17 protein-coding genes are annotated in these 23,325 nt (G+C 71.3%); 7 read left to right on the forward strand and 10 right to left on the reverse strand.

Annotated elements, in window-relative coordinates:
* Positions 1 to 2,388 (forward strand): serine/threonine-protein kinase (locus D7Y11_RS23520; protein ID WP_148139227.1); only part of this gene is annotated, 2,388 nt, incomplete at its 5' end.
* 215 nt (positions 2,389 to 2,603) lie between these two features.
* Here D7Y11_RS23520 and D7Y11_RS23525 read toward each other — a convergent pair.
* The 6 genes from D7Y11_RS23525 to D7Y11_RS23550 all read right to left on the reverse strand — a co-directional run bounded on the left by D7Y11_RS23525 (position 2,604) and on the right by D7Y11_RS23550 (position 10,715).
* Positions 2,604 to 4,016, reverse strand: a complete 1,413-nt coding sequence (locus tag D7Y11_RS23525) for an L-serine ammonia-lyase (RefSeq protein ID WP_121754179.1) — start codon at positions 4,014 to 4,016, stop codon at positions 2,604 to 2,606.
* 168 nt (positions 4,017 to 4,184) lie between these two features.
* Complete coding sequence (locus D7Y11_RS23530) at positions 4,185 to 6,890, reverse strand: cation-translocating P-type ATPase (protein ID WP_126934849.1); 2,706 nt, start codon at positions 6,888 to 6,890, stop codon at positions 4,185 to 4,187.
* 21 nt (positions 6,891 to 6,911) lie between these two features.
* Positions 6,912 to 7,892, reverse strand: coding sequence for a VWA domain-containing protein (locus tag D7Y11_RS23535; RefSeq protein ID WP_121781433.1), 981 nt, complete (start codon positions 7,890 to 7,892; stop codon positions 6,912 to 6,914).
* A complete protein-coding gene (locus tag D7Y11_RS23540; RefSeq protein ID WP_120577284.1) occupies positions 7,892 to 8,833 on the reverse strand; it encodes a vWA domain-containing protein in 942 nt (313 codons plus the stop codon). Before D7Y11_RS23540 ends, D7Y11_RS23535 begins: the two co-directional genes overlap by 1 nt.
* Positions 8,834 to 8,897: 64 nt before the next feature.
* Complete coding sequence (locus tag D7Y11_RS23545; protein WP_233607372.1) at positions 8,898 to 10,241, reverse strand: hypothetical protein; 1,344 nt, start codon at positions 10,239 to 10,241, stop codon at positions 8,898 to 8,900.
* Between the two features lie 120 nt (positions 10,242 to 10,361).
* Positions 10,362 to 10,715, reverse strand: coding sequence for a VOC family protein (locus D7Y11_RS23550; RefSeq protein ID WP_233597062.1), 354 nt, complete (start codon positions 10,713 to 10,715; stop codon positions 10,362 to 10,364).
* A 153-nt stretch (positions 10,716 to 10,868) separates the two neighbouring features.
* Between D7Y11_RS23550 and D7Y11_RS23555 the strand changes: the two genes are divergently transcribed.
* The 4 genes from D7Y11_RS23555 (at position 10,869) to rpiA (ending at position 14,678) form a co-directional block, all read left to right on the forward strand.
* Complete coding sequence (locus D7Y11_RS23555) at positions 10,869 to 11,495, forward strand: hypothetical protein (RefSeq protein ID WP_126934851.1); 627 nt, start codon at positions 10,869 to 10,871, stop codon at positions 11,493 to 11,495.
* Positions 11,489 to 12,643, forward strand: coding sequence for a YgcG family protein (locus tag D7Y11_RS23560; protein WP_126934852.1), 1,155 nt, complete (start codon positions 11,489 to 11,491; stop codon positions 12,641 to 12,643). The genes D7Y11_RS23555 and D7Y11_RS23560 overlap by 7 nt, the downstream gene beginning before the upstream one ends.
* Positions 12,644 to 12,755: 112 nt before the next feature.
* Entirely contained in the window at positions 12,756 to 13,943 is a 1,188-nt protein-coding gene (locus tag D7Y11_RS23565) for an AI-2E family transporter (RefSeq protein ID WP_126934853.1), read from the forward strand.
* 27 nt (positions 13,944 to 13,970) lie between these two features.
* Positions 13,971 to 14,678 (forward strand): ribose-5-phosphate isomerase RpiA, encoded by a 708-nt coding sequence (rpiA, locus tag D7Y11_RS23570; protein ID WP_120577289.1) that lies wholly within the window; start codon positions 13,971 to 13,973, stop codon positions 14,676 to 14,678.
* Here rpiA and D7Y11_RS23575 read toward each other — a convergent pair.
* Positions 14,653 to 15,240 carry an NTP transferase domain-containing protein gene (locus tag D7Y11_RS23575; RefSeq protein WP_121754171.1) on the reverse strand — a complete coding sequence of 196 codons (588 nt, stop codon included), beginning with the start codon at positions 15,238 to 15,240 and terminating at the stop codon, positions 14,653 to 14,655. The two genes, rpiA and D7Y11_RS23575, sit on opposite strands and share 26 nt — an antisense overlap.
* A 262-nt stretch (positions 15,241 to 15,502) precedes the next feature.
* Entirely contained in the window at positions 15,503 to 16,615 is a 1,113-nt protein-coding gene (locus D7Y11_RS23580) for an XdhC family protein (RefSeq protein WP_126934854.1), read from the reverse strand.
* A 288-nt stretch (positions 16,616 to 16,903) separates the two neighbouring features.
* On the opposite strand from D7Y11_RS23580, the gene D7Y11_RS23585 reads away from it, so the two are divergent.
* On the forward strand, positions 16,904 to 18,175 hold the full coding sequence (locus D7Y11_RS23585; protein WP_120577292.1) for an endonuclease/exonuclease/phosphatase family protein: 1,272 nt from the start codon (positions 16,904 to 16,906) through the stop codon (positions 18,173 to 18,175).
* A gap of 13 nt (positions 18,176 to 18,188) precedes the next feature.
* On the opposite strand, the gene D7Y11_RS23590 is transcribed toward D7Y11_RS23585, so the two are convergent.
* Positions 18,189 to 21,206, reverse strand: a complete 3,018-nt coding sequence (locus D7Y11_RS23590) for an amino acid adenylation domain-containing protein (RefSeq protein WP_126934855.1) — start codon at positions 21,204 to 21,206, stop codon at positions 18,189 to 18,191.
* A 389-nt stretch (positions 21,207 to 21,595) separates the two neighbouring features.
* Here D7Y11_RS23590 and D7Y11_RS23595 point away from each other — a divergent pair, with 389 nt between their 5' ends.
* Positions 21,596 to 22,012, forward strand: a complete 417-nt coding sequence (locus D7Y11_RS23595; protein ID WP_120596708.1) for a hypothetical protein — start codon at positions 21,596 to 21,598, stop codon at positions 22,010 to 22,012.
* Positions 22,013 to 22,024: 12 nt separating this feature from the next.
* Here the strand turns inward: D7Y11_RS23595 and D7Y11_RS23600 are convergent, their stop codons facing one another.
* Positions 22,025 to 22,999, reverse strand: a complete 975-nt coding sequence (locus tag D7Y11_RS23600; RefSeq protein ID WP_126934856.1) for an NADPH:quinone oxidoreductase family protein — start codon at positions 22,997 to 22,999, stop codon at positions 22,025 to 22,027.
* Between the last annotated feature and the right edge of the window lie 326 nt (positions 23,000 to 23,325).

The raw sequence follows: 23,325 nt of genomic DNA on the forward strand, positions 1-23,325 counted from the left end.
GCGCTGGTGGACGGCGGCACGCTGCGCGACTGGACGAAGGCGAAGCCCCGGTCGTGGCAGGAGCTGTTGGACAAGTACCTGGCGGCGGGGCGGGGCCTGGAGGCGGCGCATACGGCGGGGCTGGTGCACCGGGACTTCAAGCCGGCCAACGTGCTGGTGGGCAAGGACGGGCGCGTCTACGTCACGGACTTCGGGCTGGCGCGGCCCATGGGCGAGGCGGAGGACGACGACGAGGACGGCGAGCGCACGCGGCCGGTGGGGGACGACTCGCCGTTGAACTCGCAGCTGACGCAGGCGGGCCTGGTGATGGGCACGCCCGCGTACATGTCCCCGGAGCAGTTCCGGGGTGAGCTGCTGGACTCGCGGTCGGATCAATTCAGCTTCTGCGCGGCGCTGTACCGCGCGCTGTATGGCATCCGCCCGTTCGACCCGGACGAGCTGTCGCGGGTGGCGTCCCAGCTGCGGCCCCAGGGGGGCGCGGATGACGAGCACGGCGTGACGGGCGCCGCGGCGGTGCAGGTGCTGCCGCCGTCGCCCATCCTGGAGCCGCCGCGCGAATCGAAGGTGCCGGCGTGGGTGCGCCGCGCGCTGATGAAGGGACTGTCGCTGGAGCCTCGCGACCGGTTCCGCTCCATGGCGGAGCTGCTGACGGTGCTGGGCCAGCGGGAGCGGCGCGCCCTGCTCCAGCGCCGCGCGGGAGCGGCGGTGGCGGCCACGGTGGTGCTGGGCGTGGCGGGCGGGGTGGCGTGGTCGCGCTCCCAGGTGTGCGAGGGAGCGCCGGACCTGGTGGCGGAGCGCTGGGGACCGGACGCGCGCGAGAAGGTGATGCAGTCGTTCCTCTCGACGAAGAGCCCGGTGGCGCAGGACATGGCGCGCCGGGTGGGCGTGGTGCTGGACGGCTACGGCGCGGAGTGGGCGAAGCAGCACACGGCGGCGTGCGAGGACACGCGCGTGCGCGAGGTGCAGACGGAAGAGCTGCTGTCCCAGCGCTTCGTGTGCCTGGAGCGGCGGCGCAAGGACCTGGGCGCGCTGGTGGCCACGTTGCAGACGGCGGACGTGGCGCTGGTGGACAAGTCGCTGGACGCGGCGTACTCGCTGCCCTCGCCGGGCGACTGCGCGGACGTGGAGTCGCTGACGGAGCTACAGCCCCGTCCGGCGGATCCCGCGAGGCGCGCGGAGCTGGATGCGCTGGAGGGGACGTTGGCGGAGGTGAAGGCCCGCGTGGACCTGAGCCGGATGCCCAAGGCGCTGGAGATGGCGAAGGCCGCGGAAGCGCGCGTCATGGCCACGGACTACCTGCCGTTGATGGCGGAGCTGAGGTTCCACCTGGGCTGGGCGCAGGCGGTGCTGGGCGAAAAGGCCGCGGGCGGAGCGGTGCTGGAGCAGGCCGTCTACGACGCGGAGGCCGGCAGGGCGGACCGGCTCGCGGTGTCGGTGATGAACAAGCTGCTTTATGTGGACGGCGAGCAGGAGCAGTTCGTGCTCGCGCAGCGCTGGGGCCGGTTGGGCGAGGCGACGCTCAAGCGCGTGGGCGGCGACGCGGTGCTGGAGAGCGACCTGAAGGTGAACGCGGCCAACCTCGCGCTGATGCAGGACCACCCGGACGACGCGCTGAAGCTGCTGGAGCAGGCGTCGGGGCTCCTGGCGAAGGCGCTGCCGGAGGGGCACCCCAAGCGGGCGCGGGTGGCGTTCACGCTGGGGCGCACGCTGCTGGAGACAGGCAAGAGCGCGCAGGCGGTGACGGTGCTGAAGGACGCGCTTGCCCAGACGGAGAAGGCGGTGGGGCCCGTGCACCTGGACACGGCGCGCCGGCATCAGGCGCTGTCCATGGCGCTGCGCGAACAGCGGGACTTCACCGGGGCGCTGGAGCACGCGCGGGTGTCGGTGTCGCTGCACCGCACGCTCCTGGGGAACGAGAGCGTGAAGCTGGCGGAGGCGCTGGACGAGGAGGGGATGAGCCTGCTCGCGCTCAAGCGCTACCCGGACGCGCTGCGGGACTACGAGGAAGCGCTGAAGGTGAAGGAGGCGAAGCTGGGGGCAGAGGACGAGCTGGTCTACTACTCGCTGGACGGAGTGGGGCAGGCGCAGCTGGGCCTGGGCCGCACGCGCGACGCGATTGCCTCGCTGAAGCAGGCGCTGTCCTTCAAGGACGTGCAGGAGGACTCGCTGGGCGAGTCCGGCTTCGCGCTGGCGCAGGCGCTGTGGACAGAGGGCGAGGAGTCGGAGGCGCGCGACGCGGCGTCACAGGCGCTCGCGCGCTTCAGGTCCGCGGGGCGCACGGCGCAGTCGAAGGAGGTCGAGGCGTGGCTCTCCGCTCGGCCCGCGCCGGTGGTGAAGGCGAAGGCGGTGCCCGTGTCCGCCGGGCGCGGTGGTAAGCGCAGGCGGTAGGCTCGGCTGCTCCGGTGTGGCGCGCTGCTGCCTGCGTCCGCCACATGCGACACGCGTGGGCTGTAGGCCTGACCGCGCCGGTGTGTCTCGGGGCGGTGCCTGTGTCCGCAACAAGCGACACACGGGCGGTAGGCCTGGCCGCTCCGGTGTGGCGCGCTGCTGCCTGCGTCCGTCCCGCGCGCCACGCGCGTGCGTGCTTCAAGCCACCGGAGCCGTCAGCACTCCGGCAGGCCGACGCTGAGGTTCGCGACCTCCAGGACGTTGACCGCGAGGCCGCCGCGCGCGGTCTCCTTGTACTTGTCCTTCATGTCGCGGCCGGTGTCGCGCATCGTCTTGATGACCTTGTCCAGGCTGACGAAGTGCTTCCCGTCACCGGACAGCGCCATGCGCACCGCGTTGATGGCCTTCACGGACGCCATCGCGTTGCGCTCGATGCAGGGCACCTGCACCAGTCCGCCAATCGGGTCGCAGGTGAGCCCCAGGTTGTGCTCCATGGCGATCTCCGCCGCGTTCTCCACCTGCAACGGCGTGCCGCCCAGCACCTCCGCGAGCCCTCCCGCCGCCATGGAGCACGCGCTGCCCACCTCACCCTGGCAGCCCACCTCCGCGCCGCTGATGGAGGCGTTCTCCTTGTAGAGCGAGCCAATGGCCCCCGCCGTGAGGAGGAAGCGCACCACGCCGTCCGCGTTCGCTCCCGGCACGAAGCGCCAGTAGTAGTGCAGCACCGCCGGGATGATGCCCGCCGCGCCGTTGGTGGGCGCGGTGACGACGCGCCCGCCCGCCGCGTTCTCCTCGTTCACCGCGAGCGCGTACAGGTTCACCCAGTCCAGCACCGTCAACGGATTGGTGAGCCCGGCTTCCGGCCGGCTGATGAGCCGCTGGTACATCGCCGCCGCGCGCCGCTCCACCTTCAACCCGCCGGGAAGGATGCCCCCCGTGGTGTACCCGCGCGTCACGCACGCCTGCATCACCGTCCAGATGCGCAGGAGCCCCGCCCGGATGTCCTCCTCGCTCCGCGACGTCAGTTCGTTGCGCAGCATCACCGTGCTGATGGGCTGCTTCTCCCGCTCGCAGTGCTTGAGCAGCTCCTCCGCGGACTTGAAGGGCAGCGGCACCGACGCGCTCTCCGCGCGCAGCGGATCCGCGCCCGTCGCAGCCTGCTCGTCCACCACGAAGCCGCCGCCCACCGAGTAGTAGATGCGGCAGGCCAGCGTCTCCCCGCCCTCGCTGAACGCGGTGAAGCGCATGCCGTTGGGGTGGTAGGGCAGCACCTTGCGCTTGTGCATCACCAGGTGCTCGCCGTCGCGGAAGGGGAGCACCAGCCGCTGGAGCAGCGACACGCGCCCCTCCGTGCGCCAGTGCGCGACGATGGCCGGCACCTTCTCCACGTCCACGTCCTCGGGCGTGTCGCCGCGCAGGCCCAGCAACACCGCCTTGTCGCTGCCGTGTCCCTTGCCCGTCGCGCCCAGCGAGCCGAACAGCTCCACCTTGAGCCGCGTCACGCGCTCCAGGAGCCCCGCGTCCGACAGCCCCACCACGAACGTGCGGGCCGCGCGCATGGGCCCCACCGTGTGCGAGCTGGAGGGTCCAATTCCAATCTTGAAGAGGTCGAAGACGCTGACAGGCATGGCGCTTCCCACCATGCCACGTTCATCGCGCGCCGCCTGTGACACCCCACTCACGACGCGCTGCATGCATCCACTTCAAGTCATGCAGGCTGAAAGACAACACGTCCCGCGTGCGCCCGCTCCTCCGGGCGTAGGGGAAGTTGCCATGCCAAGCATGACGCGAGCGGGCTAACCGGCGGCGGGCTGCGGGCCCGTGGCGGGCTGGGGCGGCGAGGCGGGCGTCTTCGGACGGAAGGCGAGCAGGCGCAGGCCGTTGAAGACGACGAGCAGCGTGCTGCCCTCGTGGAGCACCACGGCCTGGCTGATGCGCGTGAGGCCCAGCACGGCGGCCACGACGAGCACCGCGCTCACACCCAGCGCGATGACCAGGTTCTGCTTCATCACCGCCGTGGCGCGCTTGGACAGCTCCAGCGCGAAGGGCAGCTTCGCCAGGTCGTCGCTCATCAGCACCACGTCCGCCGTCTCCAGCGCCGCGTCGCTGCCGGCGCCGCCCATGGCCACGCCCACCGCGGCGGCGGCGAGCGCGGGCGCGTCGTTGACGCCGTCGCCCACCATGGCCACCGGGTACGTGCGGCCCAGTTCTTTCACCGCCGTCACCTTGTCCACGGGCATCAGCGGCGCCTTCGCCTCGTCCAGGCCCACCTGCTGCGCGATGGAGCGCGCCACGAGCGCGTTGTCGCCGGACAGCATCACCGTGCGCTCGATGCCGCCTGCCTTCAGCGCCTGCACCACCTGCCGGGCGCCGCCGCGCAGCGTGTCCGCCACGCCCAGCACGCCCAGGTAGCGGCCCGCGCGGCGCACCACCATCGTCGTCTGGCCCGCCTCCTCCAGCCGCGCCACCTCGGAGGAGACCTCCGCGGGAATCGCCTCGCCCGCGAAGAGGGCCGTGCTGCCCACCTCCACCGCGTCATCGCCCACCTTCGCGCGGATGCCCTGGCCGTGGATGGCCTCCAGGTCGCGGCCCACGGGCACGGCGACGCGAGCCTCGGCGGCGGCGTCCACCACCGCCTTGGCCAGCGGGTGCGCGGACAGCGCCTCCACGCCCGCGGCGGTGCCCAGCAGCTCCTCGCGCGTCACGCCCGGCGCGGCCCACGTGGTGAGCAGCCGGGGGCGGCCCACGGTGAGGGTCCCCGTCTTGTCGAAGGCGATGGCGCGGATGCCGCTCAAGAGCTCCAGGTAGATGCCGCCCTTGATGAGCACGCCGCCGCGCGCGGCCGCCGCCACCGCGGAGAGCACGGCGGACGGCGTGGAGATGGCGAGCGCGCACGGCGACGCGGCCACCAGCAGCCCCACCGCGCGCAGCACCGCTTCCTTCATCGGCGTACCCAGCAGCACCAGCACCACCGGGAACACCACCGCGGACGCCATCACGAGCGGCGCCACGGTGCGCTCCAGCCGCTGGGCGAAGCGCTGCCGCTTGCCCTTCTGCGCCTCCGCCTGCGCCACCATGTCCACCACGCGCGCCAGCACGGACTCCGACGACAGGCGCGTCACCTCCACCTCCAGCGCCGCCTCGCAGTTGATGGTGCCGGAGAACACCTCGTCGCCCGGCTTGCGCGCCACCGGCATGGACTCGCCGGTGATGGCCGCCTGGTCCAGGGAGCTCTTGCCTTCGAGGATGACGCCGTCCAGCGGGACGCGGTCGCCCGGGCGCACGACGATGCGCTCACCGCGCTTCACGTCCGCCACCGGCACCTCCACCACCTCCGAGCCCCGGCGCACGCGCGCCACCTCCGGGCGCAGCTGGCCCAGCGCTTCGATGGAGCGGCGCGCCTTCTCCATGGCCCGGTGCTCCAGCGCGTGGCCCGCGCTGAAGAGGAAGAGCAGGAACGCGCCCTCGAACCAGGCGCCGAGCACCGCCGCGCCCAGCGCCGCCACCACCATCATCGTTTCGATGTCGATGCGCAGCTGCGCGATGGACCGCACCGAGCCGCGGATGGCGAAGAAGCCGCCGCTCGCCATGGACAGCGCCCAGAGCACCGTGGCCACCAGCGGCGGCGCCAGCGCGAAGTGCTCCACCACGAAGCCCGCCGCCAGCAGCACGCCGGAGACGACCACCAGGGGCAGCTCCAAGAGCGGCGCCAGACCGCCACCGTGCGCGTGGTGCGAACAGGCGTGGCCCGCCATGGGCACTTCCAGCCCGTACCCGAGCGCCTTCACCCGGGCCTCCACGTCCGGGAGCTTCAGCTCCGCCTTGTCGTATTCGATGACCAGTCGCTCGCTGGCGTACGCGACGCTGGCGGTGAGCACGCCCTTCATCTTGGAGACCGCGTGCTCGATGACCTGGGCCGCGTCCGCGGAGTCCATTCCGCGCACGAACCAGGTGTGATGCAGGTAGCGCGCGGCCACCTGCGCGCCCGTCTTCTGCGCGAGCGCGACCAGCTTCGACACACTCACCAGCGACGGCTGGTAGTGGATGCACACCTCCGCGTGGCCCGCGTCGCGGCGCAGGTGCACGTCGATGATGCCGTGCTGCGACTCCAGGGCCGCCTCCAGCCGCGCGAAGCGGCCCTGGTCGTCCGTCTCTCCCGGCAGCGTGCCCTCCAAATCCAACTGGAGCGCCGAGCCGCCTCCTTCCGCCGGACGGTGGGCCGGCGGACGGATGACGCGCTGGGAGTGGGCATGCCCGTGGTGGTCATGCCCGTGGTCATGGTCATGGGAGCAGGAGGCACTGTGCACGTGGGTCTTGCCGTCCACCTCGTCGTGATCGTGATGATCATGACCCTGGTGGTCGTGGCCTTCATGGCCATGGTCGTGGTTGCACCCCGGGCCGTGGACGTGGCGCTGCACGGCGTTTCCGCCGGGCTGTGCCTCCTTGAGGCCCTTGATGTTCAACGAGCCGAACCGCGCACCGCTCTTCTTCTGCTCCGACATGGCTTGGGTCTTCCTGTCGCCCTAGTGGCGGTGTCCGCGGCGTGAGTGCGAGGACGCGGCGGCCGGAGGCGTTGCCGCCTGGGGCTTTTCGTCCTCATCCTCGTCGTGGTGGTCCTCGTCCTCGTGCTCCTCGGGGACGGGCTGGTCGAAGCGCTGGCCGGCGACCTCCAACGTGAAGCGCTTGCACGTCGGGGGAATGTCGAACTCCAGCACCGCGGGCAGGCGGCCCTCGTACGTCTTCAGTACCTGGCCCTGCTCGTCGTAGACGGTGCCGCCAGCGGCGACGGTCATGGTCTCGTCCACCAGCACGGCCACGAGCTCCGCCATCTCCTCCATGCGGTCCGCGTGGCGGTGGCACCAGAGGTGTCCCACGCCCGGATAGGTCGTATGGGAGATCTCCTCCATCTGCTCCTCGTCCACGTGCTCGCCCACGCCCATGAAGACGAAGTTGATGCGCGGCAGGCGGCCGGAGGCGATCTCCTTGGCCACCTGCGTGGCGTAGGCCGTCACGTCATGGGCGTCGTTGATCTGCGAGTCCGTGATGATGACCGCCAGGCCCCGCTTGGCGCCTTCGCCCACCTGCTGCTTGATGTGCGCCACGAAGTCGCGCAGCACCGGCAGCATCACCGTGGCCTTGCCGTAGGACTTGGGCCCGGGGAAGCGGTAGCCCTTGGCCTGCGGGCCCGTGAGGTCGCCCACCATTTCCAACTGGGTGCCGTCGCCGCAGGCCCAGTAGGTGACGCGCACCTTGCCGTCCCGGTCCTTGTTGGCCAGGTACTCCAGCATCCACTGCATCTGCGGCTCGACCTGGTTCTTCACCGGGGCGAGCTTCGCCAGGATGCCGCGCGGCCCGTACGCGTTCTCCATGCTCGCGGAGCCGTCCATGTAGAGGGCCACGTCCAGGCCCTCCACGGTGGGGTCGTGCAGCAGCGTCGCGACGACCTTGTTGCCCATCCGGTGGACGTCGGAGAAGGGGCGGTTGATGACTTCGTGGCCGGCCATCAGTGGTGGTCCTCGTCTTCGTCCTCGTCGTGGTGCTCTTCGTCGGGGAGCGGCTGGGTGTAGCGCTGGCCGTTCACCTCCAGCGTGAAGCTCTTGGCCTCCTCCGGCACGTCGAACTCCAGCACCGCGGGCAGGCGGCCCTCGTACGTCTTCAGCACCGTGCCCTTGTCGTCGTAGATGGTGCCGCCGGCGGCGACCGTCATGGTCTCGTCCACCAGCACGGCGACCAGCTCCGCGACCTGGGTGATCTCCTTCGCGATGCGGTGGCACCAGAGGTGGCCCACGCCCGGGTACTCCGCGTGAGCGATGTGCTCCAGCTGCTCCTCGTCGATGTCGTCGCCCACGCCCACCAGCACGAAGTTGATGCGCGGCAGGCGCCCGGAGGCGATCTTCTTCGCCACCTCCGCGGAGAACTTCTCCACCGCTTCGGCGTCGTGGAGGCGGCCGTCGGTGACGATGATGGCGCAGCCGCGCTTGGCGCCCACCTTCACCTGCTCCTCCAGGTACTTCACGTAGTCGCGAAGCGCGGGCTCCAGGTACGTGTAGCCGCCCAGCTGCTTCGCGCCGGGGAACTTGTACTGCTTCACGTCGGTGCCCTTGAGCTCACCCACGGGCTCCACCTGGCGGCCGCTGGTGCCACAGGCCCAGTAGGCCACGCGGAGCAGACCGTTGCGGTCCTTGGTGGCCAGATACTCCAGCATCCACCGGACCTGCGGCTCCACGTCGTTGGAGGCCTCCTTCATCGGGGCTCCGCGCAGCCACTCCAGGAAGGTGCGCTGCTGCGTCTTGTAGGCGTACTCCTCGCGCATGCTGCCGGAAGCGTCCATGTAGATGGCCATGTCCAGGCCCTCCACCGTGGGGTCGTGCAGCAGCACCGCGCGCACGCGGTCTCCTTCACGGTGCAGGTCCGAAAACGGCTCGATCGGCTTCTCGTGTCCCATGGTCTGCCTTTCTGGAGGGTGAAAACGCTATCGCCCGGTGTGCGAGCACCGCAAACGGACGGGGTCAGTCATCGAAGTCGCTCATCCAGTCCGGTTTCTTGCCGGGCGGAGCGGGCGCCTTCTCTTGCTGCTTGGGCGCCGGACGGGCGGGCGCGGCCGGGGCCGGACCGAAGTCCGTCTGCCATGTGGCCGGGGATGAAGGCTTCGCGGGAGGCGGCCGGGGCGCGGGCTTCGGTTGCAGCTGCGTGAGGCGCGGCTTCGCGCCGCCGGGCTTGCCATGCGCGCCGATGAAGTCCTGCATCCAATCGCTGGAGCGCACCGGCGGCGTGGGCAGGCGCGGCGGGATGGCCGCGGGCGGCGTGGGCGCGCGAGGCACCGTGGGGCGCATCACCGGCGTGCCCGGAGAAAGCGTGCCCGCGGACACATGGGCGCGCAGCGTGCGCTCCGTCTCCGTGGGCCAGCCGGGCAGGAGCGGCAGCACGCGGCGCGCGAGCTCCAGGAACTCGGGAGGCGGCGCTTCACGGGGCACGCGCACGGTCTCGTCCTGGAGCCAGCCGGCGAGCTTCCCCACCAGCCCGCCCTTCGTGGGGCGCGGCGTGGCGATGTCGCCCTTCACCTCGTAGCCGCGCAGCTCCAGGTCCGCGATGGCCATCGCGCGGCTCGGCACGGGCAGCTCCAGCGAGGCGATGGCCTGGGGCCCCTGGTTCGTGTGCGCGTCGTCCTGGAGCTGGGTGAGCACCGCGTGCAGCATGCTCGCGACCTGCGTGCCGTTGGCGGCGTGGTGGGCCTGCAACTCCGCGGGCACCGCCGGGTAGGTGAGGACGAGCCCTCGCCCCTGCGCCAATTGATCCGCGCGGTCGCCCGGCAACAGCGCGTGGTAGGCGCGGGGCGCGTCGCGGCTCTCCGCGTCCTTCACGTAGTGGAAGGCGTCCTGCGCGCCATGCGCGAAGCCCGCGAGCACGTCGCCCCGGGTGACGGTGAGCTGCCCGTTCACGCGCGTGACGGCGCTGCCCGGCCACGGGCCCGTGAGCGTGCCGTAGAGGTAGACGGGGTCGTTGAATCCCTCTGTGTTGGAGGGGTGCTCCACTACCTCCGGGGAGAAGAAGAACAGCTCCGTCGCGGCCAGGCGGCGCGGAGGTTTGCCGGAGGCGACCTCGTGGTGCGCGAGCTGCGTCTGCACGGACGCGGGCAGCCGCGCGCGCTCGCTGCCGGGGATGAGCTGGAGCTGGCCCACGACGTCGGTGCAGACGAGCCACTCGGCTTCGCCCAGGTACGCGGGCTCCAGCCGGAAGGCGTCCAGGACGTGGACGACCTCCGAGGCATCGCACGGCACGGGTTCGACCGGGCTGGCGGCGTGGGGAACGAAGTAGCGGGGCGTGCTCACGGAGGCCGCGACAGGCTGGCGCAAGCCGCTGGGGCAATCAAGTGTCGGGGCGGCATCCCCGGGTCCGCGCAACGGCGTGGATTCCATCGTTCGTTCCACGCCCCTTAAGGGAACGGGGCGTGGAGCGAAAGTGGGAGCAGGGCCTCAGGAGGGCTCGATGAAGTTGAGCCGGTAGCCGTCCGGGTCCGTGACGACGATTTCGCGGGTGTACCAGGGCTGCACCGTGGGGCCCTCCACGTGCGCGCCCAGCGCCGCCGCCTTCGCGGCCACCGCGTCCACGCCTTCCGAGCCCGCGCGGAAGCCCACGAGCACGCCCATGCCCTTGCGTCCCTCCAGCTTCAGGTTTGGAGGAGGGCTCACGAGATACACGTCCGACTCGCCACCCCACTGGAGGCGGAGGATGGGAGGTTCCGACGCGATGCGTTCGAAGCCGAGGCCTTCATAGAAGCTCACGGAGGCCTGAGCATCCGTCACCAGCAGCTTCACGAACGACCGCATTGTCTGGGGCTTGTCCATGGGCGCGGCAGTCTGCCCGGAGCGATGGACGGGCGCCACGCACACGAGGGCCATTATCAGGCCCGGGATGGAAGTGACGTATCGTCGGGCGCGGATCCGGGTGGGACCGGGCCGAAGCGGCAAGGGGACGGTTTCATGGGTGACGTGACACGGACGCGGCAGGGCTCTGGGGCCGTCGCCTATGACGACGTCAACGAGCTCATCGCCACCGCCACCCGGCTGATGCAGAAGGACGCCGCGCCGGAGACGCTCACTCCGGACGACCTGCGGCGCATCGGCGATGAGCTGGACATCCCCGCGCGCTACGTGGACCAGGCGCTGGAGGCGCTGGCCCGCCGCCGAGAGGAACAGGCCCGCGAGGCCCAGGCCCGTGAGCGGCTGTCGCGTCTGCGCCGCGCGAGGCTCAAGCAGGGCGCGTGGGCGGGAGTGGCGCTCGCGGGCGTGCTGGCCGTGTCGGGGCTCGTCGTTCGCAATGGGCTCACCACCACGCTGGCGGAGGTGGCCCAGAAGCGGTCCCAGGTGCGCAACGTGGTGGAGCGCCGTGAGACCCTGCATGCGCGCTTGGATCAGCTCACGCCCGGTCTGAACCGCGACGCGGAGGTGGCGGGCGCGGACAACCGCGTGGCGGTGGAGCAGCGCCGCTATGACGAGCGCGCCGCTGCGTACAACGCCTCCGCTGCTTCCTTCCCCACGAGCTGGGTGGTCCGCCTGAGCGGGCTGCCCCCTTCGCTGCCGTTGTCCTCGGAGGTGTCCTCATGGTGAAGACCGTCCTCCTGACGTTGCTGTTGCCCGTGCTGGCGCTGGCGGAGGTGCCGTCCATCACGAGGCCGGTGACGGATCCCCAGCACCTCTTGACCGCGCAGCAGACAGAAGTCGTCTCCAAGGCCCTGGTGGACCTGCGCGCCGCGAAGCAGGTGCAGATGGCGGTGCTGCTGGTGGACACCACGGAGGGCCAGCCCATCGAGGACTACGCGCAGGCCGCCTTCCGCCAGTGGAAGGGCGGTGTGGCGGGACAGAACAATGGCCTGCTGCTCGTCATCGCGCGCGCGGACCGCCGCTCCCGGATGGAGGTGGGCTACGGACTGGAGGCATCGCTGACGGATGGTGAGGCGACGGCCTTGCTGCACGCGCAGGGACCGTACTTGCGCGAGGGCCGGTTCGAACCGGCGCTGCTCGCCATCATCGCGGGCGTGGATGCGCAGGTGTCCGCCGGAGAGTTCTCGGGTGCCAGCGCCACGACACCGCCCTGGACCTCGGCGGAGTCGGCCTGGTTCCTCGTGGCGCTGTTCATCACGGCGTGCGTGATGGCGCGGCTGCTGCTCCAGGTCCAGGCCTCAGGCTTCCGGGGGCGGAGAGGGCTCACGATGGCGGCGCTGCTGGGCGTGCTGCCGGCAGCCGCGCTCGTCTCCGTCGGGTGGTCCGGGCCCAGGTCCCCGCTGTTCATCCTCGTCGCGTATGGCGTGCTGATGGGGGTGTTCTTCTGGGGATGGAGGCTGTTCCAGCGGTACACGACATCGTTTTGGGGACTGGGGCTGCTCTTCGCGCCCCTGTTGATCCTCGTCAACAGCTGGTTGAAGAATGCCCCCCTCCTCGATCTGGCGGACTTCCTCCGCTGGCTGGTGTTCGGCTCCCTCTTCGCGTTTCCCGTGGCCGTGATGGTCGGTGCGCTGGGCATCCTTCTCTTCCGGAGGGTGTGGTACCCGGAAAGCCGCGGGACCTGGGGCGCCTCCGGTTCGGGCGGCGGTACCGCGTCGTCGGACTGGAGCGGCGGCGTCGGGTCTTCGAGCTACGACTCCTCGTCCAGCTACGACTCCTCGTCGTCCTCCAGCAGTGACTCGTCCAGTTCGTCCTCGGACTGGGGCGGCGGCGGCGGCGACTCTGGCGGCGGCGGCGGCAGCGACTCCTGGTAGCCCCTGGCTGCCCGCCTGCCCACCAGCCGGGCGCCATCTTCACGTTGGGTCAACCCAGAACGGCATGTGGAGGCCCGTCGCCTGCCTGGAGGGTGCTCCCTACCTTGGGGGCATGAGGCCTGCGCGCAAGGGACTCCCGGTCTACGTACCGCCCCGGACGGTGTGGTCGGTCGGGGCCCAGGTGGTGTTGCTCGTGTTGCTGGGCACGGCGATGCAGAGCCTGGGGCCCGTGCTCACGCTGCTGGCGGCGGCGCTGCTGCTGGGACTGGCGGCGGAGCCCGTCGTGCGCCGGCTGCAGTCGTGGGGCCTGCGCCGGGGGATGGGCGTGGCGCTCATCGCGCTGACGCTCTTGGGAATCATCGGCCTGCTCATCCTCACGCTGGTGCCGCTGCTCGTGGAGCAGCTCCAGCACCTGGTGGAGGCGGCGCCGGTCTTCCTCACGGAGCTGACCCAGGCCCCCTGGGTGCGGAAGCTGGATGAGCACTTCGGTGTGCTGTCGCATCCGCAGGACGCGTTCAACGTGGAGCCGGGCGTGTTGGCCAAGCCGCTCATCACCGTGCTGTCGTCCACGGTGCAGTTGCTGGGCGCGGGCATCACGGTGCTGGCGCTGGCCGTGTTCGGCCTGCTCTTCGGACACGACCTCTACGCGAGCATCCTGGGCTGGGTGCGCCCGCGCAGCCGTCCCCGTGTGCGCCGCGTGGTGGGCCGGATGCGCGAGGCGGTGGGCAACTACCTCGTCGGCACGCTGCTCATCGTCACGGTGGGCGGCGCCTTCACGGCCGGCATGTCGCTGGCGCTGGGGGTGCCGTACTTCCTGCCGCTCGGCCTGGTGGCGATGGTGTTGGGGCTCATTCCGTACATCGGCAGCGTCATCACCGCGCTGCTGGTGAGTGTGACGACGCTGGCGTCGGTGGGCTCGAAGCGGGCGATCCTCGCGCTGGCGCTGTTCATGATCTACCAACAGTTCGAGTCCCACCTGTTCAGCCCCCTGGTGCAGCGGCGCGCCATCAAGATGAACCCGCTGCTCATCTCACTGGTGGCGCTGGTGGGAGGCTCCGTCGCGGGGCTGCTGGGCGTCATCCTCGCGGTGCCGGCGGCGGCGGCGGGGCAGGTGTTGCTCACGGAGGTGCAGCGCGAGCGTCGCAAGACGTGGAAGCGCGAGAGTCGTCTGGCGGCGGCCCTGCCTTCCGGACTGGGGAACGCGGACGAGGCACTGTTGGCGGGTCCACTTGCTCCACCGCGAAGTGAAGCGCGGCGTGCACCCCCGGCCGACTCCGGGCATCCTGGGACGCCGCACTGAAGCCGCCTTCCCTCCCTAGAGCCCTCCATGACTACCGACGAGAGTGTTTCGGCTTCCCAGAAGCGCGTGGCGGCGGAGCGCGCGGTGGACTTCATCCAGCCGGGCATGGTGGTGGGGCTGGGAACGGGCAGCACGGCCGCGTACGCGGTGCGGCGGCTGGGCGCGCTGCTCTCCGCCGGGACGTTGAAGGACGTGGTGGGCGTCCCCACGTCGCGCGCGACGGAGGCCCTGGCTGCGTCGCTGGGCGTGCCGCTCACCACGCTGGACGTGCACCCGGTGGTGGACCTCACCATCGACGGCGCGGACGAGGTGGCCCCGGACCTGTCGCTCATCAAGGGCGGCGGTGGGGCGCTCCTGCGAGAGAAGGTGGTGGCGCAGGCGAGCCGCCGAGAAATCATCGTGGTGGACGCGGCGAAGCTGTCTCCCCGGCTGGGCACGAAGTGGCCGGTGCCGGTGGAGGTGCTGCCCTTCGGTTGGCGCTCGCAGGCGCTGTTCCTGGAGTCGCTGGGCGCGCGCGTGGTGGTGCGGCTCGCGCTGGACGGGGCGCCGTACCACACGGATCAGGGCAACGTGGTGTTGGACTGTGACTTCGGTCCCATTGGCGACCCGGCGGCGCTGGCCGCGAAGCTGGAGTCTCGCGCCGGGGTGATGGCGCACGGCCTGTTCCTGAACCTGACCACCGACCTGTTGGTGGCCGGGCCGGAGGGCATCACCCACCGCGTCCGGGGCGCGTGAGGCGCAGGGCATCCTCGGCGGTGTCCACGTCCTCCTCGCCGCCGGGCAGTGGAACCTCCACGACGCGCGAAGGATCGCGAGCGATGAGCCCGCGTGCCCCGCCCGTGGGAGGTAGGGCCTCCAGCTCGGGGAAGAGGGCGCGGGAGAAGAGGGCGGGGACGCCCCGGGTGCCCGCGTAGGTGGACGCGACGATGGGCGCGCGCGTGCGTTCGAAGGTGGCGATGAGCGACCGCAGGTGGGGTGCGTCCACGCGGAGTTGGTCGCAGAGCATCAGGAGGGCGCCGTCCACGCCCGGGGGAAGCGCCCGCAGGCCGGCGTGCAGTGACGAGCCCTGACCCAGCGCCCAGTCCGGGTTGTCCACGCACCGCACGGCAAGCCCGTCCAGCTCCGCTGCGACGTCGTCACGCCGCGCGCCGAGCACCACGGTCACCACCGGGCTCGCGGCCAGGGCCAGCTCCGCCGCGCGACGTACCAGTGACACGCCTTCGTGGCGCAAGAGCTGCTTGGGTTGTCCCAGCCGCGAAGAACCACCGGCTGCGAGCAGCACGATGGCGACGGTCATGCACGCCTCCGCGCGCGGGCGAGCTCATGCGCTGTGCGCGTTCCGAGCAGCCCGCCGTCCAATGGCTTGGGCTGTCCCAGCCGCGAAGAACCTCTCGCGGACGCGCGGACCGGCGCGTGCGCCGTGCGCGTTCCGAGCAGCCCGCCGTCCAATGGCTTGGGCTGTCCCAGCCGCGAAGAACCTCGCGCGGACGAGCGGACCGGCGCGTGCGCCGTGCGCGTTCCGAGCCCGTCGGTTGCGTGCGTCTCGCTGATGCGGTCCCTCACGCCGACCTGCGCTCCGGCGCGATGGCCTCCGCGTGGATGGGCGCCTGCCGTTCGCGCAGCCGTCCCCCGTCGCGCCCGGCCAGCACCGCCTGCACCTCCGCGATGATGGACAGGGCAATCTCGTCCGCGCCCTCCGCGCCCAGGTCCAACCCCATGGGCGCGTGCAGCTTCTCCACCTGTTCGGCGGTGGGCGTGCGCGCCAACTCCCGCAGGATGCGCTCCGTCCGGGCGCGAGGCCCGAGCACTCCCAGGTAACGCACCGGCAGCGGCACCAGCCGCTCCAGCAGCTCCCGGTCCTGCGGCAGGCTGTGCGTCATCACCAGCACCAAGCTGCGCGCGGACAGCGGCACCTTCTCCAGCACCTCACTGGCCCGCGACGCGACATGTGCCTGGGCCCCAGGGAACCTGCGGCGCAGCAGCTCCACGGGCCGGTCCGCCACCACCGTGAGGTGCCACCCGAGCCCCTGCGCGCGCGACACCACGGGCGCGACGTCGAAGCCGCTGCCGAACACCACCACCGGCGGCGCTGGCTCCACCACCTCCACCAGCACCTCCGCGCCCCCGCACGCGCCGCTCCAGGGCACGCCGCGCACCAACGCCTCCGTCGCCGCCGCGCGCACAGGTTCCAGCAGCGCGCCCTTGAGGTTTCCCTCCGACACGCCGTCCTCGCGCAGCATCAGCCGCGAACCCACCGCGTCCTCGGGGCCCCGGTACACGGTGGCCACCACCGCGCGCAGCGACTGCTTGCGCGCCTCGGCCGCGAAGCCGAGCGCGTCACCCGGGCCGGGCTCCCAGCGCTCCAGCAGGATGTCCACCACGCCGTTGCACCCGAGCGCGAACGACAGGCCGCCCTCGTCCTCCGCGGCGTCGCCCGTGGTGTCGTAGCGCAGCACACGCGGCCCGTCCGACGTCCAGAAGAAGGCCTTGCGCACGAGGTCTCCCTCCAGACACCCGCCGCTCACCCCGCCCGCGAGCCAGCCGTCCGCGCCCATCAACATGCGGGCCCCCGGACGCCGATACGACGAACCGGACACCGCCACCACCGTCGCCAACACCACCGGACCGGAGGCGCGACCGCATGCCCGCAGCAGGTCATCGAGTTCCTTCATCGCCTACCCATCTAACCATCCACGCCCCATGCCCGGGCCGATTCCGCCCCGGACGGATGTGCACCGTCCGACGTCCGATTCATGCCCGGCGCACGCAGGGCAACCCTCCGGCCGACCGCCCGTCCCCTACGTGGCGCTGGCGGACAAGGCCTCCCGCCACGAACTTGAGCGGAGGACTTTTGATGGAGGCTCGGTGGAATCCAAAGCGCGACGGCATGACGCCCGACATCGCTTCCCCTTTGCTCATGGCACCCCGCGGGCCTGGCGCCCCAGCAAGGGGAGGGCGGCATGAAGATGCCCGAAGTGCTGGAACACCTGCCCGCCGTTGGACACCTGCTCGGACGCAAGCCGAGCGGGCAGGAGGACGTTTTGCCGAAGCGTGACCCCACCCTGACCCTGCCGGACTTCCAGGCCGTGCCGCTGCCCTCGAGCGAGCGCCGGCTGGGAGACGGCCGCACCTTCATCGTGCACCACCCCGCGCCGCGCGCGCCCCGGGGACCGGGCCTCACGGTGATGAGCTACAACATCCTCATGGGCGGCGAGCGTCAGGAGGCGCTGCTGGAGTACTTCACCCAACTGGAGGCCCAGGACCGCATGCCGGACGTCATCGGCCTGCAGGAGGCGGGCGTGCCCATGTCGGTGCTGCTCGCGTCCCGCTTCGGCTTCCACCTGGCGTACCAGGGCAGCGACGGCGACGACGGCACCCGGCTGGTGAACGGCAAGGCCTGGCTCAGCCGCCACCCCATCGTGGACGCCGCGCACTTCACCTACGTCCTCACCGAAGCCGAGCGCAATGAAGCCATCGCGCGCCAGGGCTACGCGGGAGAGCTGGTGGAGGACCGGGGCGTGCTGTGGCTGAAGCTCCACGTGGAGGGCCGCCCGCTCTACCTCTACAACCTGCACCACGCGCTGGGGGACTCGGCCATCAACGCCCTCAACCTGCGCCAGCTCAACTCGCTCCTGAGCCGCCGCGAGGGCGTCCCCGCCGTCGTGCTGGGCGACTTCAACGCCAACACCGCCATCAAGCGAGGCGGCTCCTGGCTGGTGGCGCACCTGCTGCACCCGAAGCAGGACAACGACACGGACACCATCGAGGAGTTCCGTCAGCGCTACGGCGACGACATGCACAACGTCACGGTGGGCGACCGCGGCGTGGGCAACATCGCGGACCCGCGCCTGCGCCATGAGCTGCACACGCTGGAGCAGGACCTTCCGGAGACAGTGTGCCACGCGACGACGGTGCGCGTGCGGCTGGCGGACCACTCGCTGACGACGCCTCATCACGCCCGTCAGGAGCTGAGCTCCGGCCAGATTCCCAAGCACAGCCCCGCGTGGTGGCGCCTGCAGGACATCGCGGATTGCGCCACGCTCACCTCGCACCCGGACAGCCACGGCGTGGTGCACGCCACCGGCAAGCGCTTCGACAACTTCTACGCGACGCGCTCCCTGGTCCCGGTCCTCTTCGAGGTGGACCGCTCCACCGAGTCCTCGGACCACCAGCCGGTGGTGGCCCACTACCGCTTCGGCGACGGACAGGTGAAGTCCCCGCCGCACCACTGACGTCCTGCCCCCGCTACGCGGCGAGGGCCGCGGAGCGGTGGCGCGCGAAGAGGTCCTTCACGTAGCGGCGCAGCAGGGCCGCGTCGATGTCCGGGCACTGGATGTCCGTGCCCGCCAGCGCGGCGCGGGTGTGGTCCGTGCGCACGCGCGGCGTGCGGTGGTGCAGCTCCAGCACCGTGCGGGTGCCGTGGTAGACCTTCTCCCGCAGGAACGCGACCAGCGGGAAGAGGGCGTTGTCCGGCCCCACCCGTCCCAGCTCGCGCAGCCACACCGCTGGCGCCACGCGGCGCACCGGGTGCCCGTGCACGCCCAGCATGTCGAAGAGGGCGTTGTGGCTCGGCTCCTGTTCTCGCTCCGGCGCCAGGTTGTAGGTGCCGCCCGGGGCCTGGGTGAGCACCAGGTGCGCGGTGGCGCTGGCCACGTAGTCCACGGGCACCGGCAGCCAGTACTTGTCCGGCAGGTCCGGCGACATGCCCAGCTGCGCGTTGCCCACCAGCAGCCGGCACAGCATGTCGTCCGCGTTGCCGATGCCCGTGCGGCTGTGGCCCTGGATGAAGCCCGGCCGGTAGATGCTGACCGGCAGGCCGCTGTCGCGCGCGTCCACGGCGATCCGCTCCGCGACCCACTTGGCCCGCGTGTAGCCGTTCTCGTAGGACATCAAGTCCAACGAGCGCTCCAGCGCGAAGTCCTCGTCCACCTCCTCCAGGCCCAGCAGCGTGCCCACCGCGCCGTGGACGCTGAGCGAGGACACGTGGTGCAGGGGCTTCGTGCGGCCGTGCGCGCAGAAGGCCAGCACCTGCTGCGTGCCGGCGACGTTGGGCCGCCCCGCGTCCGCGTACGGCAGGATGTAGCTGATGCTCGCGGCCGAGTGCACCACCGCGTCGCACTGGAGCGCCAGGTCGTCATGCACGGACGCTTCCAGCCCCAGCCGCGTCCGGGTGATGTCGCCCGCCACCGCCTGGATGCGCCCGTCGCGCCAGGGCAGGTGCACGCCGTACTTGCGAGCGGTGGCACGAAGCCGCGCGCCCGCCTCCGCGTCGTCGCGCGCCCGCACCAGGCAGTGGATGCGCTCCACGCGGGGCGCCAGCGCGGCCAGCAGGTGGATGCCCAGGAACCCCGTCGCCCCCGTGAGCAGGAGCGTGCGCGGCGGCTGCTTGACGAGCGCGGGGGCCGTGAGCCGGGGCAGGGCGGCGGACCGCGCGTCGGTCAGCAGCGTGGCGCGCACGCCCTGGGGGCCCGCTTCGGCCGGGGCCGCGCCGGCCTCGCAGAAGGGCAGGAGCAGCTGGGGCGTGGGGTGCGAGTAAACGCGGCGCGACGGCAGCGACACGCCGAAGTCCTCCTCCACCTGGGCCAGCACGTGCGCCACGCCCAGGGAGTCACCGCCCGCCTGGAAGAAGTGCGTGTTCGCCGTGACCGTGCCCGGGGCCGAGCCCAGGCCTCGCTCGAAGGCGCGGCACAGCCGGTCAATCGGAGTGGCGGGCGTCGAGGGCGCGGTGGGCTGCGCGGCGCGGGAGTCGGACGCGGTGGCGCCCACCCAGTCCGCCGGGGGCGGCAGGGCCCCCCGGTCCACCTTGCCCAGGTGGGGCATGAGCGGCAGGCGCGGCAGCTCCACGAAGCGGTGCGGCACCATGTAGTCCGGCAGCACGACGCCCAGGTGCGCGCGCAGCGCCTCCAGCGACACCGTGTGGCCCTCCTGCACGCTGTGGTACGCGACCAGCAGGCCCGACGTCTGGCCCTGCGCGTCCGTGTGCTCGAAGACCGTCACCGCCGCCTGCGCGACGCCCGGGTACGCGTACAGCGCCTGCTCGATGGCCTCCAACTCGATGCGGAAGCCGCGCAGCTTCACTTGCTGATCCATCCGGCCCAGGAACACGAGCGCCCCATCCGCGCGGCGCACGGCCTCGTCACCGGTGCGGTACCACCGGGCGCCCTGGGCGTCCGTGGGGAAGCGCTCCCGCGTGCGCTCGGGCTGGTTGCGGTAGCCCTCCGCCACGCCCTCGCCGCCAATCCACACCTCGCCCGTCGCGCCCACCGCGACGTCCTGTCCGTCCGTCCCCACCACGCGCAGGTGCACGCCCGGCAGCGCCTGTCCGATGGGCACGGGCGACTCGCCGCCCTTCACCCGGTACGTGGTCGCGCAGACCGTCCCCTCCGTGGGGCCATAGGCGTTGAAGACGCGGCGGCCAGACGCATGCCACCGCTCCGCGAGCGGCGCCGGGCAGCGCTCGCCCGCCATCACCACGCACGCCACATCCGGCAGCGTGTCCACGTGCGGCCCCAACTGCCCCAGCACGGACGGCGGCAGGCACAGGTGCGTCACGCGCTGCTGGCGCAGGTACTCCGCCATGCGCCGGCCGGGCAGCAGGTCCTCGCGCGTGCCCTGCACCACGGTGCCGCCCGCGAACAGCGTGGGGAACACCTCCCACACGGACGCGTCGAAGTTGATGCTGGCGAACTGGAGGTGCCGCGTGTCCGGCCCCAGGCCCAACAGTGGCCCCACGCCGTGCACCAGGTTCACGAGCCCCCGGAACGTGCACACCACGCCCTTGGGCTCACCCGTGCTGCCAGAGGTGTAGATGAGGTACGCGGGCCGGTCCGGCGGCGCGTCGATGATGTCCGGGACGTCGATGTCCTCCGCGCCGTCCACCGCCGCCGCATCCGCCTCCAGGAAGGGCAGGGGAGCCCCCAACCACGTCTCCAGGAGCCCCACGGAGACGCGGTGCATGCGCTGCGTGACGACGCCGCGCAGGCCCGCGTCGCGCAGGATGCGCAGGAGCCGCTCGTCGGGGAGGAAGGGATCCAACGGCGCGTAGGCCGCGCCCGCCATCCAGATGCCCAGGATGGCCGGGATGACCTCCGGCCCCGGCACCACCATCAATCCCACGCGGTCTCCCGGCCGCACGTTCCACTCGGTCCGCAGCCGCCGCGCCACCCGGGCCGCCCGGCGCAACAGCTCCGGCTGCTTCAGCACCGTGGAGCCGAAGGCGATCTCCGCGGTCGGGGGAAGACGCAGCGTGGACGGAAGGGCCATGGTGCATTCCTTGGATGTGGTGACTCGCGCGCGGGTGCTTCGCGTTTGAAAAGTCTAAAGACTGGCAGCGTTCGCGCAATACGTAGGAACCGCGCGGTGATACACGCGGAGTCTTGATTGCAACACACACGCTCGGGTCATCCATGCCCCCGTCTCCGTCAGGGGACTCCCGCACGCGGTGTATGTCATTCCCGTCTGGATATATCTTTGGAACACCGCGGGCGCGCACCGCCACGCCAGGGTGACGATGTCTGTCTTTTTCCCGTGGGGGTGTGCCGCGGCCGCGCGCGGGCCTCCAGTGGGTGGGTGCAACCTGATTCGCAGGGGTGGGGCCGCACCCCCTGTCGCGCTGGATGATTCAAGGGGGCTGGGCTGTAGTGGAGGACCGGATGCCTTCGCTACGACACGCCTTCCTGCTCAACGCCGTCCGCGAGCTTGGCCGCTCGGTGCCGGACATCGCCCACTCGCGCGCCTCCTGGGACGCGTGCCTGGAGCGGATCCGCGAGGTGTGCATCACGACGCTGGGCATGGAGTACGACACGCTCGCCCGCTTCGACGCGCGCTCCGTCGTCGGGCTCTTCGCCCACCCGGAGCAGGCGCGCATCCTCGCCCGGCTGGTGGATGAGCGGGCCCGACTGTGCGAGGCCCACGGGCGCTACGCGGACGCGCTGGCGGACAGCGTCTTCGCGGGCCAGCTCCTCATGTGCTCGCGCGCCCGCTTCGGTCTGCCCCGGGATGCCCGCGCCGCGGACGTCCTGGAGCGCGAGGCAGGGACTCCCACGCCCCTGCCCCTGCCAGAAGAGTGACGTCGAGTGACGTCAGCCGGCCTTCACCTTCAGCACGACCTTGCCCACGGCCTGACGCGACTCCAGCTCGCGCAGCGCCTGCGCGCCGTCCTCGAAGGGGAAGACGCGGCCCACCACCGGATTGACGAAGCCCTTCGCCGCGAGCGCCTCCAAGTCTTTGGCGATTTCGCCCGGCAGCTCCGGCGCTTGCATCAGGAAGGCGCCCCACGCCACGCCCACCACGGAGACGTTGCGCAGGAGCAGCCGGTTCACCGTGACGGAGGGAATCTGGCCGCTGGCGAAGCCCACCACCAGGAGCCGCCCCTCTGGCGCCAGCACCTTGAGGCTCTTCTCGAAGACGTCGCCGCCCACGGGGTCCAGCACCACGTCCGCGCCCCGGCCGTCCGTGGCCTCGCGCACGCCGGACTGGAACTCCTTCAATAGAAGGACGACGTCCGCGCCCGCGCGCTTCGCCACCTCCTTCTTCCGCTCGTCGCTCACCACCGCCAGCACGCGCGCCCCGGCGCCCTTCGCCACCTGCACGGCCGCGGTGCCCACGCCGCCCGCAGCGCCGTGCACCACCACCGTCTCTCCCTGGCGCAGCTGCCCGCGCCGGTGCAGCGCGAAGTGCGCCGTGTGGTAGTTCATCACCACGCCCGCCGCCTGCTCGAAGCTCCACGCTTCCGGAATGGGGAAGGCCAGCTCCGGCGCCACCACGCAGGCCTCCGCGAAGCCGCCCAGGGTGAAGGAGAAGCCCATCACCCTGTCGCCGGGCTTCACCCGTGCCCCCGCCGGTGCGGCGCGCACCACGCCCGCCACCTCCACTCCCGGCACGAAGGGCACCTCCGGCTTCATCTGGTACTGGCCGCGGGTGAGCAGCAGATCCGGGAAGCTCACCCCGGCCGCCACCACATCAATGAGGACCCCGTCCCCCGCCTCCGGCTCCGGGACCTCCACCATCGCCAGGCCCTCGGGTCCCTCCAGCCGCTGAAGCTGCAACGCGCGCATGTGTGTCGCCTCCTTGAGTGCGGGACGCTAGCCCGCCTGCCCCGCCCCAAAGCCCTCCTGGATGTCAACGGTGATGAAGGACCCACCCGGGTCGGGAATAAATGAGACGGCAATTTCTCCCCGGCGTTCACTCATTGCACGCATCCGCCGACAGACGCTTCAACCACGAAGTAACCGCCTTGCTGGTTTGAAGCTTCAACCCCGTTTTCGCCGGGCTGCGTGAGTTCCTCCGTCATTTCAAGCAGTTGCGAGATACTCTCGAAGTTTGAGAAGAGATGTAAAAGTAGAAATCTCGCCTGTACTTGAAATACGCGCCTCTCCTGTGG

This window comes from Corallococcus sp. AB018, from assembly GCF_003986945.1.
Lineage (GTDB): Bacteria > Myxococcota > Myxococcia > Myxococcales > Myxococcaceae > Corallococcus > Corallococcus exiguus.